This is a genomic window from Mesorhizobium sp. M1A.F.Ca.ET.072.01.1.1 (assembly GCF_004023325.1).
Classification (GTDB): domain Bacteria; phylum Pseudomonadota; class Alphaproteobacteria; order Rhizobiales; family Rhizobiaceae; genus Mesorhizobium.
Genome location: NZ_RZSF01000149.1, coordinates 1 through 15,920, shown reverse-complemented (window position 1 = coordinate 15,920; position 15,920 = coordinate 1). Strand labels below are relative to the sequence as shown.

11 protein-coding genes, 3 pseudogenes and 1 riboswitch are annotated in these 15,920 nt (G+C 57.0%); of the genes and pseudogenes, 5 read left to right on the top strand and 9 right to left on the bottom strand.

Annotation, left to right across the window (positions count from 1 at the left end; all coding sequences use genetic code 11):
- A partial coding sequence (gene groEL, locus EOA32_RS20240) for a chaperonin GroEL (RefSeq protein WP_128372673.1) occupies window positions 1-684 on the bottom strand: 684 nt, incomplete at its 3' end.
- A 57-nt stretch (window positions 685-741) separates the two neighbouring features.
- The gene (groES, locus tag EOA32_RS20235) at window positions 742-1,056 is read right to left on the bottom strand and encodes a co-chaperone GroES (protein WP_128372672.1); all 315 of its coding nucleotides are present in this window, start codon (window positions 1,054-1,056) and stop codon (window positions 742-744) included.
- A 1,648-nt stretch (window positions 1,057-2,704) separates the two neighbouring features.
- Here groES and EOA32_RS20225 point away from each other — a divergent pair.
- Both EOA32_RS20225 and EOA32_RS20220 read left to right on the top strand, forming a co-directional pair.
- The gene (locus EOA32_RS20225; RefSeq protein ID WP_189407269.1) at window positions 2,705-3,577 is read left to right on the top strand and encodes an omptin family outer membrane protease; all 873 of its coding nucleotides are present in this window, start codon (window positions 2,705-2,707) and stop codon (window positions 3,575-3,577) included.
- A 1,036-nt stretch (window positions 3,578-4,613) separates the two neighbouring features.
- On the top strand, window positions 4,614-5,768 hold the full coding sequence (locus EOA32_RS20220; protein ID WP_128372669.1) for a porin: 1,155 nt from the start codon (window positions 4,614-4,616) through the stop codon (window positions 5,766-5,768).
- An 801-nt stretch (window positions 5,769-6,569) separates the two neighbouring features.
- Here EOA32_RS20220 and EOA32_RS20215 read toward each other — a convergent pair.
- The 3 genes from EOA32_RS20215 to EOA32_RS20205 all read right to left on the bottom strand — a co-directional run bounded on the left by EOA32_RS20215 (window position 6,570) and on the right by EOA32_RS20205 (window position 9,850).
- The gene (locus tag EOA32_RS20215; protein WP_210214838.1) at window positions 6,570-7,490 is read right to left on the bottom strand and encodes a nucleotidyl transferase AbiEii/AbiGii toxin family protein; all 921 of its coding nucleotides are present in this window, start codon (window positions 7,488-7,490) and stop codon (window positions 6,570-6,572) included.
- Window positions 7,477-8,253: a type IV toxin-antitoxin system AbiEi family antitoxin domain-containing protein gene (locus EOA32_RS20210; RefSeq protein ID WP_128372668.1), complete on the bottom strand. Its 777-nt coding sequence runs from the start codon at window positions 8,251-8,253 to the stop codon at window positions 7,477-7,479. The genes EOA32_RS20215 and EOA32_RS20210 overlap by 14 nt, the downstream gene beginning before the upstream one ends.
- A gap of 691 nt (window positions 8,254-8,944) precedes the next feature.
- The gene (locus EOA32_RS20205) at window positions 8,945-9,850 is read right to left on the bottom strand and encodes a LysR family transcriptional regulator (RefSeq protein WP_128372667.1); all 906 of its coding nucleotides are present in this window, start codon (window positions 9,848-9,850) and stop codon (window positions 8,945-8,947) included.
- Between the two features lie 106 nt (window positions 9,851-9,956).
- On the opposite strand from EOA32_RS20205, the gene EOA32_RS20200 reads away from it, so the two are divergent.
- Complete coding sequence (locus tag EOA32_RS20200; RefSeq protein ID WP_128372666.1) at window positions 9,957-10,961, top strand: NADP-dependent oxidoreductase; 1,005 nt, start codon at window positions 9,957-9,959, stop codon at window positions 10,959-10,961.
- Window positions 10,962-11,023: 62 nt separating this feature from the next.
- On the opposite strand, the pseudogene EOA32_RS20195 reads toward EOA32_RS20200, so the two are convergent.
- Both EOA32_RS20195 and EOA32_RS20190 read right to left on the bottom strand, forming a co-directional pair.
- Window positions 11,024-11,124: pseudogene (locus tag EOA32_RS20195) on the bottom strand (transposase domain-containing protein); the annotation flags it as partial.
- A 112-nt stretch (window positions 11,125-11,236) separates the two neighbouring features.
- Window positions 11,237-11,443, bottom strand: a pseudogene (locus EOA32_RS20190) (tyrosine-type recombinase/integrase); the annotation flags it as partial.
- Between the two features lie 560 nt (window positions 11,444-12,003).
- Between EOA32_RS20190 and EOA32_RS20175 the strand changes: the two are divergent.
- Window positions 12,004-13,548 carry a Fic family protein gene (locus tag EOA32_RS20175; protein WP_128372664.1) on the top strand — a complete coding sequence of 515 codons (1,545 nt, stop codon included), beginning with the start codon at window positions 12,004-12,006 and terminating at the stop codon, window positions 13,546-13,548.
- A gap of 446 nt (window positions 13,549-13,994) precedes the next feature.
- Here EOA32_RS20175 and EOA32_RS20170 read toward each other — a convergent pair whose 3' ends face one another.
- Together EOA32_RS20170 and EOA32_RS39945 are read right to left on the bottom strand one after the other, a co-directional pair.
- Window positions 13,995-14,558 (bottom strand): hypothetical protein, encoded by a 564-nt coding sequence (locus EOA32_RS20170; RefSeq protein WP_128372663.1) that lies wholly within the window; start codon window positions 14,556-14,558, stop codon window positions 13,995-13,997.
- A gap of 428 nt (window positions 14,559-14,986) precedes the next feature.
- Window positions 14,987-15,355: pseudogene (locus tag EOA32_RS39945) on the bottom strand (transposase); the annotation flags it as partial.
- Window positions 15,356-15,527: 172 nt separating this feature from the next.
- Window positions 15,528-15,644, top strand: a riboswitch (TPP riboswitch).
- Between the two features lie 106 nt (window positions 15,645-15,750).
- On the opposite strand from EOA32_RS39945, the gene EOA32_RS20165 reads away from it, so the two are divergent.
- Window positions 15,751-15,920 (top strand): hypothetical protein (locus EOA32_RS20165; RefSeq protein WP_145971324.1); only part of this gene is annotated, 170 nt, incomplete at its 3' end.

Sequence of the window (15,920 nt, the reverse complement as noted above, 5' to 3'; positions counted from 1 at the left end):
GGAAAGCTTCTTCTCGTGGATCAGCACATAGGGCTCTTCGAGCTCGACGCGCATCCTGTCCTGGTTGGTGATGAAGTAGGGCGACAGATACCCGCGGTCGAACTGCATGCCTTCGACGATTTCGAGCTCGGTCTCGGCGGTCTTGGCTTCCTCGACGGTGATGACGCCCTCGTTGCCGACCTTTTCCATGGCCTCGGCCAGGAAGCGGCCGATCTCTTCGTCACCATTGGCCGAGATCGTGCCGACCTGTGCGATCTCGTCGTTCTTCGTCACCTTGCGGGCGTTGGCCTTCAGATTGGCGACGATCGTTTCCACCGCCTTGTCGATGCCGCGCTTCAAATCCATCGGGTTCATGCCGGCCGCGACTGCCTTGGCGCCCTCGGTCACGATCGACTGCGCCAGCACCGTGGCGGTGGTGGTGCCGTCGCCGGCGATGTCGCTGGTCTTGGACGCGACCTCGCGCACCATCTGCGCGCCCATGTTCTCGAATTTGTCCTCGAGCTCGATCTCCTTGGCGACGGTGACGCCGTCCTTGGTGATACGCGGGGCGCCGAACGACTTGTCGATGACGACGTTGCGGCCCTTCGGACCGAGCGTCACTTTCACCGCATTGGCGAGAATGTCGACGCCGCGCAGCATTCGCTCGCGGGCATCAGAATGAAATTTCACTTCCTTTGCAGCCATTGGTTCACTCCTGTGGATAGGCAGTTCTTGTCGACTGTTTGAGTGACGCGGTTTCGGTCACGCGGCTTGCCTGGCCGAGGCCGAAACCTCGATCACACCCAGGATGTCGCTTTCCTTCATGATGAGCAGGTCCTCGCCGTCGAGCTTGATTTCGGTGCCGGACCACTTGCCGAACAGGATGCGGTCGTCGACCTTAACGTCGAGGGGGGTGAGCTTGCCGCTCTCATCGCGAGCGCCTGGGCCGACGGCGATGACTTCACCTTCCTGCGGCTTTTCCTTGGCAGTGTCGGGGATGATGATGCCGCCGGCCGTCTTTTCGTCGGCCTCGATGCGACGGACGAGTACGCGGTCGTGCAATGGACGGAACTTCATATCGTTCTCCTTTAGGACAAACAGATTGCGAGAGCCTCCCCGGACCCGGCCCCTCAGGGCCAGCATGGGGTTCGCGCGACTTTTGCGGCATGGTGCGCGTGCCGAACTGGTTTTGCTCCTTTCACGTTTCAAGAGATGGACTGACTCAGGATTCCGACCATCATGGCCCCGGTGATTTTGCCAATGGGACGCTCGAGGTTTGTCGCGGAAGCGCGGGACCAAGGTTCGGGCCGGCACCATGCTAAGCACTGCGCACAAGGGTATTTGGCGCGTATTGCGTCTGGCCGGGATAATTGTCAGATGTACATCACAACAGGCAAGCCGGATTGAACGTGCGGCAAGACATCGACGAAGATGCATCCGCTTTTCCATTTAACAGAGAGGAGTGTCTTCTGGCGGCTGCAAGGATACGTCTTGGCGTCGCTGCGAGCATAAATACTTAGCATATCGTTTTCGTTTACATCAAAAGCGAACGCTAACGTCGAAACCATAAGAAAAGCCGCTGTCGATAACATAATTTTCATTTGTCTTGCTCCGTTCCTGTAGGAGAATGTTTCTTTTCGTGCCTTTCGATAAATCGAGTCGAGCACGCATTATATTTTTTTGTAACGTCTTCATATTTTGTATATCGTCTTCACATGTTAAACGGCAGAGAGCAAACGTCATGCCAGATGCAGCGGCGGCTTAAATTTCAATTAGTTACCAATTCTTCGCGCGTTGCGGGTAAAGCGGCGTCGCTATTTTGTCGAATTCCTTGCAGGAATTTGAAGGGAACCGGTCGATAGTTCTTTCATAAATTAGCTGTCGGGACGCCTGGGCGAGATGCCTCGTTGCACGTCCGCGAGCGGGAAGCCACGGTTGGCGACGCGAGTGGCAACAGCCATGCTCAAGCATGGGAACCGACGTGGACTGATGTAGATCAAGACAAAGCCAACGGGCGATCCCGCCGCGCTCGAATAATCGGAACCAGAACCTGTCCCGGCCGACACCCCATCAGTCAGACCCGACAATGAGCCGGCGCCGCTGGTCGCGCCCAGCGACGTTTCACAGCGGGGACGCCCGGATCACGCGAGGGGCTTCCGCGCCGTGGCCCGACCTTGGGAAATCTGCCGGTGTGGCATTCGCGAACCGGTCGAACTGGCAGACTTTGAAGGTCATGAGCTCCTCAGAATTTTGAAGAGCTTCATGCCGCAACCCTCTCACCGACAATTTGCGACAGGATGCCTTGGCATTGTGCGAGGCCCGACAAATGTCGGACATGCAGCGCTCGATCGGCATGCCTCTAATGAGTTCTTTCGTTGGCACGCATGTTGCTTGGAGTGTCGCTAAACGCGTCTCGCGGAGAGTGTCGCAATGTTCGCACCATGCTGTCTGCTGGGATCAGGCCGTACCTTAGGACCTGGCGGACCAGAAGAAGCAAGCTGCCGCACTGCAAGCAATAGCCAGGCTAAAGGCTGCAAGGCACTTTGACAGGATGATCCTCTTGCCTTGAGACCAACTCTGCAGTCGGTCCAACCTCGCCAATTTTCTGGATGTCCGCGCGAGCCCGAAAATCAACACAAAGGAGAATCTGCCGATGCGGCGAGTGCTTTTAACCTATGTCGCGCTTTGCGATCTGTCGGCGGGTGCCGCCGCTGCCGACATCCCGGTGGTCGCCGAGCCGGCGGCAGTCGCCAGCGCGGTGCCCCCGGTCTTTTCGTTCGAGGGCGGGCTCCGCTACTGGTACAGTAGCGGCGAAGCATCGAAGGAACTTTACAACGCCGACGGCGCGGTGATGATATCGCGGCTCACATACAGCGATCTCGGTGCCCTATCGGGCGAAGTCTTCCTCAACGCGACCCACAATCTGACTGGCATCTTCGTCAAGGGATTCATCAGTGCGGCCGGGATCGCCCAGGGTGCTCTCACCGACGAGGACTTCCTGGACGAAGAACCCTATTCGAGGACGTTGTCCGATCAGCACAACGGTCGCATCACGTATTTCACCGCCGACCTCGGATATAATTTCTGGAACACGCCTCGTTACCGCGTCGGTGCTTATGTCGGATATAATTTCTGGCACGAGAGCTACCACGCCATCCATTGCGCGCAGCAGGCGGCCAACCCGCGGATTTGCGTGCCAGCCATTACGACCAATATGGGCGGCGTCAGCGAGAATGACGATTGGCATTCGCTGCAACTCGGCCTGGCCGGGCAGACGCAACTCACCGAACGACTCAGCCTTTCCGGTGACGTCGCGGTGCTGTTCACGCGGCTTGACGGCAAGGATCAGCACCATCTGCGCCCAGAGATCAATCCGGTTCCCGAAGACGGCAACGGATATGGCGTCCAACTCGAGGCAATGTTGAACTACAAAGTCACGGATTTGTTCAACATCGGCGTCGGCGCCCGCTATTGGCGCGCGGGAGCTGCCGGCGCCGCTCATTTCGAGGAGACGCCGGGCGGTGGTGCGCCGGCGATCCTGCCTTTGGAGGTTGAACGCTACGGCGTGTTCGGGCAGGCGAGCATCAAGTTCGACTGAGAAAGCACCGCCAGCGCCAAGTTGCTGTTGGCCAATCGCAGTCCCAAGACAAGCTGCATGATCGGACGCGGCCCACATGGCCGAGTCTCGCGAACGGGTACGGCAGCCGTGAGGCTCGTGAGCAACGCGCAGGCCCCAATCACCGTAGCCGCACGAAGGATTGTCTCACGGGGCGCCCAAGCAGAATGCCATGCTCTGCGAGGTCAAAGGTGGTCGACACGTTGGCGGCGCCCGGGCCCGGCCGTTCGCAGTCGTGCTGGTTGCCCTCGCACTTACGCCTGGTTAAGGGGAGCCCGGTCGAGAAGAGCATCGAATGCGACAGCAACCGGACGAACCGCAAGGCGATGCTGCCGCCCGTACGCGAACAAGACCGTTTTCGATGCCCACTATCCCCGTCCTTGGCCAAAATCGCCAAGCGTTCAGTTGAGTCGAAGTAATGACGCTTACGGCGTGGGCCACGCCGCGAGGATCACATGCCCAGTCTCGCTCAACCCATTATGTCAGCGTCATGCGGCACCCGCCTGACGTACCGAGCGGTGCCGCCGCATGACGTCTCAATATCGAGGCTCACAGCAAACAAAAGCTGTCGCCTTTGAACGAAACTGTCGCATATCGAACACACGAACCATATCCGAAACCTTGGCGTTTCGTGCTCGGCCTGATCTCAAGGCAAAGAGAAGGAAGCGCGAACCAAGGTCCGCCGGCAAACTTGAGTGTCAACTCGCAGCTGCGTCGCCAGGTGGCACATCACTTGCGAATGCAACTTTGGAAGCCGTTGTGAGGGTCTGCTCACAACTAGCGGAGATGACTATGGCGGTTCGCTCGCAGTGCTGTATCGCAGCAGTTAACAGATTCATAAATGCCCTACTGTTTGAGCCTATGATTTAGCTTCTTCGCCTCTGTTCTTGAACAATTGTCATGACGGGCTCGTCGCGCTGTGAAAGGCGCAGCGCATTGCTCCTCATTTTAGATCGTGGGGATAAGGATCCGCTCTTTGACGTCCTTCTTCTTTTATATCTTTGAACGGAGATCCAGTATGAAGGTCACGAGCCTTCTTCTCGGCTCAGCTGCGACCCTCATTGCAGTTTCCGACGCATGCGCCGTCGACGCCGAGCCAGTCGCGGACGAATACGTCAACATCTGCGACGTCTATGGCGCAGGCTTCTTCTATATCCCAGGCACCGAAACCTGCCTGCGCATCGGCGGCTATGTCCGCTATGACATCGGCTTGGGTGACGTCGGCTCGTTGGATGGCGCAAAGGCAACCGACCACGAGGACGGCAGCACCAATGCAACCTGGAAGAAGAATGCCCGCTTCACGGTGAAGACCTGGACGAACCGGGAAACCGAGTTCGGCACGTTGAAGACCTATACCGAAACCCAGATGAACTTTGGTAATCTAAACGATTATTCGGATCCGAACAGTACTCAAAACTATGCCTACAATAGAGATCTCACCCTGACTTTCGGCTGGATCCAGCTTGGCGACCTTCGAATTGGTAAGGACTGGTCGGCCTTCGACATGTTTATTGGCTACCCCGGCAACGTGCTCAATCAGATGCTCGTTCCCTACGGTGATTTGGAAACCAACGTCATCCAGTACTACTTTGACGCCGGTGACGGCTTTTCGGCCGTGGTCTCGCTTGAAGAAGGCGAAGGCGTGGTCGGCACCATCGATAGCTATGTACCGCACGTGGTCGGCGGCCTGAAATACACGCAACAGTGGGGCGCGATCACCGGTGTTGCCGCTTATGATAGCAACTACGGATCGGTGGCCGGCAAAGTCCGCGTCGACGTCAATGTCACCAACGAGCTGTCGCTATTCGGAATGTTCGGCTACGGCTCCAATGGCAAGCTCAACGACGATTCCACTAACGCAATCGACGCTCACGGCCGCGGCTTCTACAAAACTTGGGGCGGGAACTGGGCTTTCTGGACTGGCGCCACTTACAAGTTCAACGAGACGACTTCGTTCAACGTTCAGGTCTCGGGTGATCAGCTCAAGAACTATGGTGTCGCTATGAATGTCGTCTATACGCTCATTCCAGATTTCACGGTAACGGCCGAAGTCGACTATGACCACTGTGGCGACTTCGGCGTCGGCATGGTGGACCCTTCCAACGTGAACTGGACTAACGCTGACAAAGACAACAGCGTCGGCGGCATCCTGCGTTTCCAACGCTCGTTTTAAAGGACGAAGAGTTGCATCCGCTTAATTGAGCGGCGATCAATCCGCAAGGCGAGATTGGAAGCCTCTACCACAGGCCGGATGACGTTCGAGATCCGGACATGGGGCGATTCTGCGGGCGACATTCATGCTCGGGCGCTCATACCGCGGGATGCATGAGCCTGTCGGTCCTGCAAGGAAGTCCAGCGTCGCCGTCGGCTCAGATACGTCGTTGCACGCGGGTTCGTCACCGATCCGCCGCATGGCGGCGTTCGACCGTGGGGAATCCCGACCCGTCCAGCATTACTGAAACCAAGTTGCCCTCCGAAGGCAGACGTCCCAACTTCTTGTCGGGTGCGCCATTTTTATACCGCCGCAGGGTCCAGCTTTATCAGGTAGTTTGGTGCCAAATACTCGAACGAAGCGTCCGCCTGTTCAAACACCGCCTTGATCATCGCGGTTACCGCATTCTGAACCGGCCCATCCCCTGCGATAAAGTCATGTGCATGGTCTATCCCAATCTCGGATATTGCCTTTTCGTGACCGGCCTTGGATTTTAGTAACGTGGCGGCGCGGTGGACGAAGCCGCCCTGGGCCTGGGCAATCCCGTCGGTTATTTCGACGATACCACCCGGACCTCCGGACCTAATGAATAAGGCCGATTTGCCTTCATAGTTGCAGGGTCGCCATTACCACTCTGAGCGGAAGCGGCATACGCGGTGAGGAACCGTGTCGCGAACTCGGTCAGTTCCTTGTCCTTCATCTGAGGTTTGATTCTTTCCACTGGTCATGCACATCCATCCGATCAACCGGCGCAAACAGCCTCTAGCCACGGTTCAACACCGCCGTGAGTTGAGCCACTAGTTTCTCACGGGCTTCATGCGGGAGCTTGTCTAAATTCATCTGCTTCCACCGCACGGCTGGCAGCGCTTCAGCACCGTCCACGTTCAGCAGCGACCAATCAGGTTCGCCACGCTTAAATCCAATTAGGAAGTCTTTGTGATCCTTTGGCATGCTTCCCGCTACGGTAGCGATTAACATTTCGCGTGCGGTCAACAAATCAACAAGAGCCACAGGCTCTGCCGTCATGCCATCGAACCCTTGCTCGAACTCCTTCGCAATGTCTTTGCGGCGCGGGACAATGACCTCTGAAATCGGCCTGTCATGGCTGATGAGATAGACAACGAAGGCGCGGCGCAGATCATCATCGATCCCTTCGTTTGCCAGCAGATCGCGAATATCGAAGAGATCACGCGGGTGCTGCCGGTCGAGCGCCGCCATTATTTTGCCCGCGTAGAGATCGGAAAATGAGACGACATGTGTTTCGGCATATCCGAAGGCGGCTTCCACGGCGGGTGATACTGAGCGCACGGTTGGTTCAAAGACGCAGCCGCGCAAGACCGGGGTGACTTCGATCTTAATCTGCGCATCGGGTCTTTGAACCGTCAGCTTGGTCACGATCTTTTCGCGGACATTCTCCACTTCAGTTACCCGCAGTCCGCGCAGCGCGGCGCGAATCGCTGTCGCTACGCGTTTCATTGCAGCGTCGATTGCAGCCAGTGACTCCGGTCTTGGCGCGACAGGCAGATAGGTCAGATCGATATCAACAGACAGGCGCGGCATATCCCGCACGAAAAGGTTGATGGCTGTTCCGCCTTTCAGGGCAAATTCTTTTTCACCGGCCACGAATGGCATGACCTCGACGAGCAGTGCCACCTGGCGCTGATATTGTTCAGACAGGGGCACCGATATCCTCCGGTATTGTTATGAGATATTTCGGATCGAGCTTTCCGCCCTTGACGAGCATACGTTTGCCCGTGCCGAGATCGAGGGAACCGCGATCTATCTGGTTGAGCCAGACATGATTGTGCCGCTCGGCAAACCAGAAAAATAGCCGCTTGACCTTGACGCTCTTGCAGTCGGCAAGAAGGCTTTGGAGCCGTTTCGGACTTAATGTACGCAGGCCGTCGACGAGCATATCAACTTGGTGAAAGCTCTCGCGGTTTGGCAACTCGTCCAGCAATTCGAGCAGCGCACGTTCGGTCGTCGAGACTTTCATAGGCCAGTCTGACGATCCCGGTAGCTCGCGTATCGAGCCAGTAGCCGATTTGAACAGAACCTGTGAGCGATGAAACCGGAACGTCTCTTTCAGAGGAAGTTTTGCAAGCCAGCTGGGGGGCGCCTTGGTGCCATATAGATGTATCTTCGAGAGGCCGGACGCTGACACGTAGTGGCTGAATCCCTGAAGATCTAGGGCGGTGCGCCCGCCTACGATCAGATCGCTTCCGAGCAGCTTTTGCAGAGATACTATGACCTTTTCCCAGGTCAATTCGCCAAGGGGCCGCTTGTAGGTGCCACGCGCCGGCTGAACCAGCCATCCCGCCGAGACGTATTGGCTGCGCAGGCTGGTTGAATAGCCGTGACGCTCCATCCAGCCCGCATCGACAAAGAGGCCCTCGGGTAAGGTGCGTTCTAGCTGGTTTAGCTTTCCGTGATTTTGCTTAGTCATACTTAGTAAAATGGCACATATTCAAACCAAATTCAAGGTTTGCAAATGCTCCTATTTGCGTAGCCGCACTTAGTAAAAACCAATAGCTTCAAACCAGCTTACCCTATGGGCCGCCTCTCCCGCGCCGATAGTCTTTGGCCGGGTTTGCTTTCGCGCCTGCTTCGAGTGAGCGAAACTAGCAGGCTTCGAGCCGGCCGAGCGCCTTGTACCCGCGCTCCCGCGCAAAGCGTTCCCGCTGAATAGCGAGGGTCCCGAATCCAGGTAGCATGAAGGGATGATCGACCTCACGAAGATGCTCGTTCCCGCGCTTTTAGGGTCGGTACCGATAGCCCTTTGGCCGAGTTTGCTTCTGGCCCTGTTTTTCCGCAAGCTTCTCCTGCCGTCCCTTCCAGCCGGTGGACTCGCGCTTCTTACCGTTCGCCTGGAGGCCTTTTTCCGGCAAGGCCCATTAAGCTTATTGACCTCCATCTTCTTGGGCGATTGCGCTTTCTGCTCACGGGCTGCCCTGCATCTGCCGTCGGACCTATTTTTCTATGTATGGCCTGTTTCCGGCTTACATCAGCAAGTCTTTCGACGCGCTGGCGGCGACGACCGTCTTCGGCGTTGCCAATGTTTTGCTCGGCCTCTCGACAACAATCGGAGGTTTCTTGGGAGGTGTTGCGAGTCGGACAAAAGTAACCTGAAAAGAATGTCACGAGGCATCGCGTGGTAGTGTGCCACTGAAGACCTCCGCCAAGTAGTCAATAAACACCCTGATTTTACGTGGGGTGTGACGTCGCTGAGCATAGAAGGCGAAGATCGGTTGCTCGACGGGTTCATAATCCGGCAGTAGCCGCACGAGGCGGTTCTCCGCTATATCCTGGGCGACCATGAAATCGCCCAAGAGGGAATAGCCACCTCCCGCCAAGCAGGCGTTTCTAACCGCTCGCGCTGAGTTCATTGTCAGATGCTGCGGCACTTCGAAGTCAATGACCTTTCCTTGATGCGAAAACCTATGAACGCGCCCCCATTCCCCGCTGACCTGAGTCACGGATGGGCAAGCTCTGATCTCATCCAAGGTCCTGGGTATCCCATATTGCTCGCAAAACTGGGGTGCCGCGACGAACACGATCCTCTGCGTGAAAATCCTCTGCGCAATCAGGGATGAATCGTTCAACGGCCCCACCCGGATGGCGACATCGAAGTGCTCGCCGATGAGATCGACCAACCGATTGCCAAGGTCGATTGAGACATCGAGCTGCGGGAACCGTCTCACGAACTCGGGAACCGCTGGTGCCAGGCACTCATTGCCAAAGGCCGTTACGCAGGAGACATGGAGCTGGCCACGAGGGGCTTCGTGGCGTTCGTGTACCGCGCTCCGCATCAGATCAAGCTCCTCCAGGAGGGCGGTGCTCTTTTGCACGAACTCCATCCCGGCATCCGTCAGATTGATCTGCCTGGTAGTGCGGTTGAACAGACGCACACCGAGATCGGTCTCCAAGTCGGCCACAATGCGGCTTACCGAGGCAGCGGAAAGGTGTAAATCGCGGCTCGCGGAAGAGAAGCTGTTGTGCCTGGCCACTGCCACGACCACCTTCATGGCCTCGATCATATCCATGCGGCATTCTTCCGAAATTCAAAACAATATCTTTCAATCTACGACAATTAACACGGAAATCGGTTTCATGCATCAATGCGGCGAACGCTCTATTTGAGGAGATCACATGTCGACGAATCCTAGCTGGATCCTTCGCAGCTACCCTTCCGCAATGCCTTCGGTTGAGAACTGGGACCTGGAGGACCGTCCAATTCCCGGGGCTGCGGATGGTGAACTGTTGGTGAAAACTTTGTGGCTCTCCGTCGACCCCTATATGCGCGGTCGGATCAGCCCCGCGAAGAATTACGCTGCTGGTTTTAGAATTGGCGATCTGATGTGCGGCGGAGGAATTGGCCAGGTAATTACGTCTGAGTCCCCAGACTTCAAACCAGGCGACGTCGTGATGAGCGATCATTTCGGTTGGCAGCCGTTTAGCGTTATCCCGGCCGCGTCAGCGAAGTCAGTGATGAGTACCGACGCTCCGATTCAGTCCGCGCTGAGCTATCTCGGCATGCCCGGTCTCACCGCCTATTTTGCCCTCCTCAAAACCGCAGCACCGAAGGTTGGAGAAACAGTGTTGATCTCGGCCGCTTCAGGAGCTGTGGGGCAGATTGCGGGACAGATCGCGCGGATCAAAGGGTTCGACCCAGTCGCTGTTGCGGGCTCAGACGAGAAACTGGAATGGTGCAGGGAGCTTGGATATCGGGCCGGGGTCAATCATCGAAGCTCGGGTGATCTCGTGGCAGATGTCGCAACCGCATGCCCTAGCGGCGTCGATGTCTTTATCGACAACACTGCCGGGCCGATTCACGACGCAGCCATGTTAAACCTCAACACCTTTGGCAGGGTGGTGGTGGTCGGGACTATTGCCTTGGCCGACAGGTTTGACCAGCCCGATATCGGTCTCAGGCATCTCCGAAGGACGCTGATCACCCGTGCGCGGATAGAAGGGTTCCTGCTCGACGACCACGAGGGAGAATACGAGATCGCGATTGCCGATCTGCTGTCATGGTACAAACAGGGACTGCTTCAGACACGGGAAGATGTTGCGGAAGGGATCGAGACCGTGCCCCACGCTTTCGTTCGGATGTTGAAGGGAGAGAACTTCGGCAAGCAACTGGTCAAGCTATGATGCTCTGAACGAGCATTGGTCGGCTTCGGCCCAACTGCGATTGTGCACGCGGTACTCAGGCCAGGCAGCAGCTCATCGACCCGGCTCTGCTTGTGGCCCTTGACGATGGCAGTAAGCGTGCTGGTCAGATCTGTTAAGGATTGACGGCATTAAGTTTGCAGGTTTATGCCGACCGTCGAACTATGCCGAGCGCCTCTTCTGATGGGGACGATCCGCGCGCGCTCCCGGCCAGTCCGGCCGGGAGCTGGTGGTTGACACTCGGCTTAGTCCTCATCTCAAAGGGCATTCAGGAATTCCAGAAGCCGGTCGTTTGGTCGAAATCGCTCGGCCTTGACGCGTTCGTACGGCCTTAGCTTTGCGAGGGCGGATTTCTTCAGTTCAAGATAGTTCATCGTCTTTTCCATCGCCTCATGGCCCAGCCACAGGGCAATGACAGAGCAATCGACGCCCGCCTGTAGCAACTCCATGGCGGCGCTGTGTCTCCTATGTCTTGATCGATATAGGAGACCACACCTGTGCCATGCACACGCTGCAGGCGACCGGGATGTCCGTAAGGTCTCGCTCTGGCTCGGACACGCAAGCCTCCAAAACACGGAAATCTACCTGCGGGCCGACCCGACCGAGATGCGCCGACAACCCAGGTGACGCAGTATTTCCGCGCAATGGTGACGTCCCGAGCGCCCTGAAAAATCGTAACCGTCAAAATCAGTCTCGCCGACGCCAAGCTGGTCAGCCAGGTAGGAAACCGCTTCACCGGGAACCTCAGCCGCCGCGGTGGCGAAATACTCGAAGGCGCGAAAAACTTCAGCTGCACCGTCAGTCCGAGCCTCTAACCGACCGGCTTGGCGTTCATGAATTCGATGTCGGCAAACGAAAGGCTCCATTCCTTGGCCAGCGACCCGGGCGAAACACGCAGATCTCAGCAACGTTTTAGAACCCGTTTTCGACAAAGTCTGGCTTGCAGTATCAATTTTCAGGGATTAGGTTCATTTTTCATAGGCCTCGGCCGAATTTGAGAATTCGAGAGGAGAGCCCAAATTTCATGGCGGCGGTGCAGCAGAACCAATTTTCAGGGCCTGTTATCGTTTTTCAGGAACTCCGCCTTCCCGAGACGGCGACCCCGGCCGGCTATAGCGCCCTGATCGAAGCCTATGGTCTCGCTGTGCCATTGCCGCGAACGTTGTCTGCCACCGGCCAGCATCATCGCGTTACCGAACGGAATGGCTGGCGGATCATGACGCCCCGCCATGCTCCGCATCCAACCCTCGAAGGCCACCTAACCTTCGCGCTCAAGTACGAAGGGCTCGACCTAGCCGTCCTCAAGCGGCTCTTCCAAGTGACCGGTCCCGCTCCGATCGAGGGGCTGGTCCGTGAAAGCCCGAGCGGCAGTTATGCCCGCCGCATCTGGTTTCTATATGAATGGCTGACGGGCGCGCGTCTCGATCTACCCGATGCTGATGCCGGACGCTATGTTCCGGTCGTCGATCCCGAGCTGCAGTGGTCCGGACCCGAGAAGACCGTCTCGCGCTACCGCATAAAGGACAACCTCCCCGGTACGCCTGAGTTCTGCCCTTTGGTGTTCCGCACCAAGACGCTCGAAAAATTCATCGGCCTTGAGCTGCCGCGACGCGCGGAGGCAATCGTAGCGGACGTGCCGCGCGACCTCCTTGCTCGGACCGCTGCCTTTCTTTTGCTCAAAGACTCCCGATCAAGCTACGCGATCGAGGGCGAGCGCCCGCCGGAAGATCGCATCCAACGCTGGGGCCGCGCTATCGCCGAAGCTGGCCGGCAACCGATCGATCGCGATGAGCTGTTTCGCCTGCAAAGAATTGTCTTCGGCGATGCCCGTTTCGTGAGACTTGGCTTTCGAAAGGAGGGAGGCTTCGTCGGTGAGCATGACAGGGAGAATCGCATACCCCTGCCCGTTCACATCAGCGCTCGGCCTGAGGACCTGCCACGGCTGATTGATGGGATGGTGGCCTTCGATCAAGGCCCCGCGCAAAACCTTGATGCAGTCATCGCCGCCGCTATCCTGGCCTTCGGCTTTGTCTATATCCACCCATTCGAGGACGGAAACGGCCGTATTCACCGCTATCTAATCCATCACATCCTTGCCACGCACGGATTCAATCCGCCCGGAGTTGTGTTTCCCGTCTCGGCCGTGATCCTGGACCAGATCGACGAGTACAGGCGCGTGCTCGAGAGCTATTCCCGGCGCCTTCTGCCATTGGTCCACTGGGAAGCGACGCCGCAATTCAACGTTCGGGTACTGAATGACACCGGGGATTTCTACGGCTTCTTTGACGCAACCCCGCACGCCGAATTCCTCTATGCTTGCGTTCAGCGAACCATCGAATGGGATCTTCCAAACGAAACCGCGTTTCTGCAGCGCTACGATCAGTTCCGGCAACAGGTGGATGCCTTTATCGACATGCCCGAGCGGCTGATCGATCTGCTCTTTCGTTTCCTCCACCAGAATGGCGGCAAGCTATCGAACCGCGCCCGCGAAAAGGAATTCGCCGCGCTGACGAATGACGAGGCAGAGCGGATCGAGGCGATCTACGCGCAAACCTTTGGTGCCGATTGAAGGTGTGATCATCGCAAGAATCGAACTTTCAGTCCGGTGATTTGACAATCTTCCGGCATTATTTAGCTCACACCTAAAAAGAATCGCGTCAACGAATAGCGTTGACGTCTTGCGGTATGGGTGAGCCGCACGTCATATCCGCACTGGTAGCAAAGCGTGCCGAACTGGCGGGTGCAGCTCTCACATCTGGCAAAGTCAAGGCCGAAGCAATCGGCCCAGATCGCCCACGGTGACGCAGTGCTATTCCTGTTCGGCTATCGTGGCGATCCGCGCGAATTCAAGCCCAAGGGCAAGGACTCTTCAAGCGGCCGGAGCTGCCGCCTCATGGCGCAAGTCGGACCGCAAGGAACCAACCGGGAAATCGCCCTGCGCGTCATCGAGGCGAAGATTAGCGACCAAAGTGCGGTCGCCGAAGAATTGGGACCGTCGCCGAAGAATGACGCCCTTTAATTGGCTGCGCCGCCCCTGTTCGGTCGCAAATACATAGCCTTCAATATCAAATAGAGCGCCTTTCGGTCGACGGCAACGCCCAGTAGGTAATTGAGCAAATCGTGGCGCATGTCGGCCGTCATCGGTTGGCGGTATGGGATGGCTCGATCCGTACGATTCTTTTCGAACCAATTAATAATTAGCAGGCAAAAATCGAGCGCAAGGATAGATTCCCTTCCGTCGATTAGGTCCTGCCTAGCGGTGGCTTTCTGCTCCTCGCTTCCTTTGAATTCGTACGGCACGTCCTCATTATATTCGTGGTCGAAGAAATTGCCCAAGAAGGGCTCTGAATTCAGATTAAAAAGTAGCAGGGCACAAATTTTCACGTGAGACAGCCGCGTCGTTTTTTCAGAGGTTTCCTCTGAAAGCCATTGCTGGTTGTCGGCCACCCACTGAGCGTGAATCTGCTTTGTGACGTTCGGAATGAATTGGGCTTCGAGTCCATGCACTTTGAAATTGGCGTAACAGAACTCACGGAACGCGTAGTTGAAAGATTCGTAGTCGGCGAGCCAGTCATCCAACTTCTTTTCATCGAACGGAATCATACAGACGAGAACTCCAAGCCCCAAAGCAAGAGGGCGAAGGTTGGTAAACCTTCGCCCTCTAAAAGGAAATAAAAAAACGGGGTTATGCGGCGGTTTTCACCGTCTCGTTTACCAATTCCACGGTAGACACATACCCGAGGGTTTTGTCAGGATCCGATTTGATAACGGCGCGACCATTTTCGTACAGCTTTTTAAATCTGGAAATGTCGCGCGGAAGGGCGCACCGTTCAGCGCTCTTCGGCAAGCCTCTCTCTGGCATCATCGTTCTCCCGGTCGTGTCCCTGGCTTGGGCCGTCTGTCGTGGCGGCGCCATACAAGCAACGCACATATTTGTCAATTTTCGGCAAATATGCAACGTGCATTTAGACGCATTTAAAATGCGTCAGCCGTCATTTGGTTGCCGTTTAGACGATTATCGATGCGAAAAGCGATTGAATTTTGTCCACGTTTCGTTGCCAATCTCCAGCCCACACTCGGCTGAAGTGAGGCGTTGGCGACGGCGAGATGCCGCTCGCCATTGCTTACACGGCGGTTGTCCTCACGCCATGCCATCTCTGCTGCGTAGGTATGAAGATAGCGACCGCTAACTTGACGATTGGGTGCCGATCTCAGCGCGGCGCAGGCGGGAGAAGAAGGTTTCGGCCTAATTGGTGCAAGCGCCGTCGTCGGAATAGGCGTTGTTGATGGTTGATGCGCTTGGTCAGGAAACGGGGGTGAAGCGCATCCCAATGCGTCGCTTCGTCGGCGTACACTGTCGCGTCAGGATGCAAGGTGATATGGGCGACGGATTGCGCCTGAATTGAGCACCTTGGTCAACGTCCGGCCGGCGCGCTCGGGCGATTGCTGGTGACGAGCAAGACGACGGTCGATTCCGATCCGGCTTGCTGCGGCCTGCCCGCTGCCCAAAGCCGCTTGACAAAGCGGCGCCGGCCCGGTCAATTCGAAAGCATTCACCAGGGGAGTCCCGGCAAGGGGCTGAGATACTGCTGGCTTTTGCGGCGCAGTGACCCGTTGAACCTGATCCAGTTCATACTGGCGTAGGGACGGTGCAAGCGCTTTGCGGGCGTTCATGCCCGAAGACCTGTCTCAAGCAGGTCGACCAAAAGCGTCTTTTCATCCTTCCGGCACAGAACTGGGTCTCCAATGCAGTTGAGCAAAGGAGCCTCAAATGAATGCCTTGACCCCGACCGTATCGACCGGGCCGCTGCCGGCTTCGCGGAAGATCCACAAACCCGGCGTCCTCCATCCGCAGATCAGGGTGCCGATGCGCGAGATCGCGGTCCACCCGACTGCCGGCGAGCCGCTGGTGACGGTCTACGATCCGTCTGGCCCCTACAC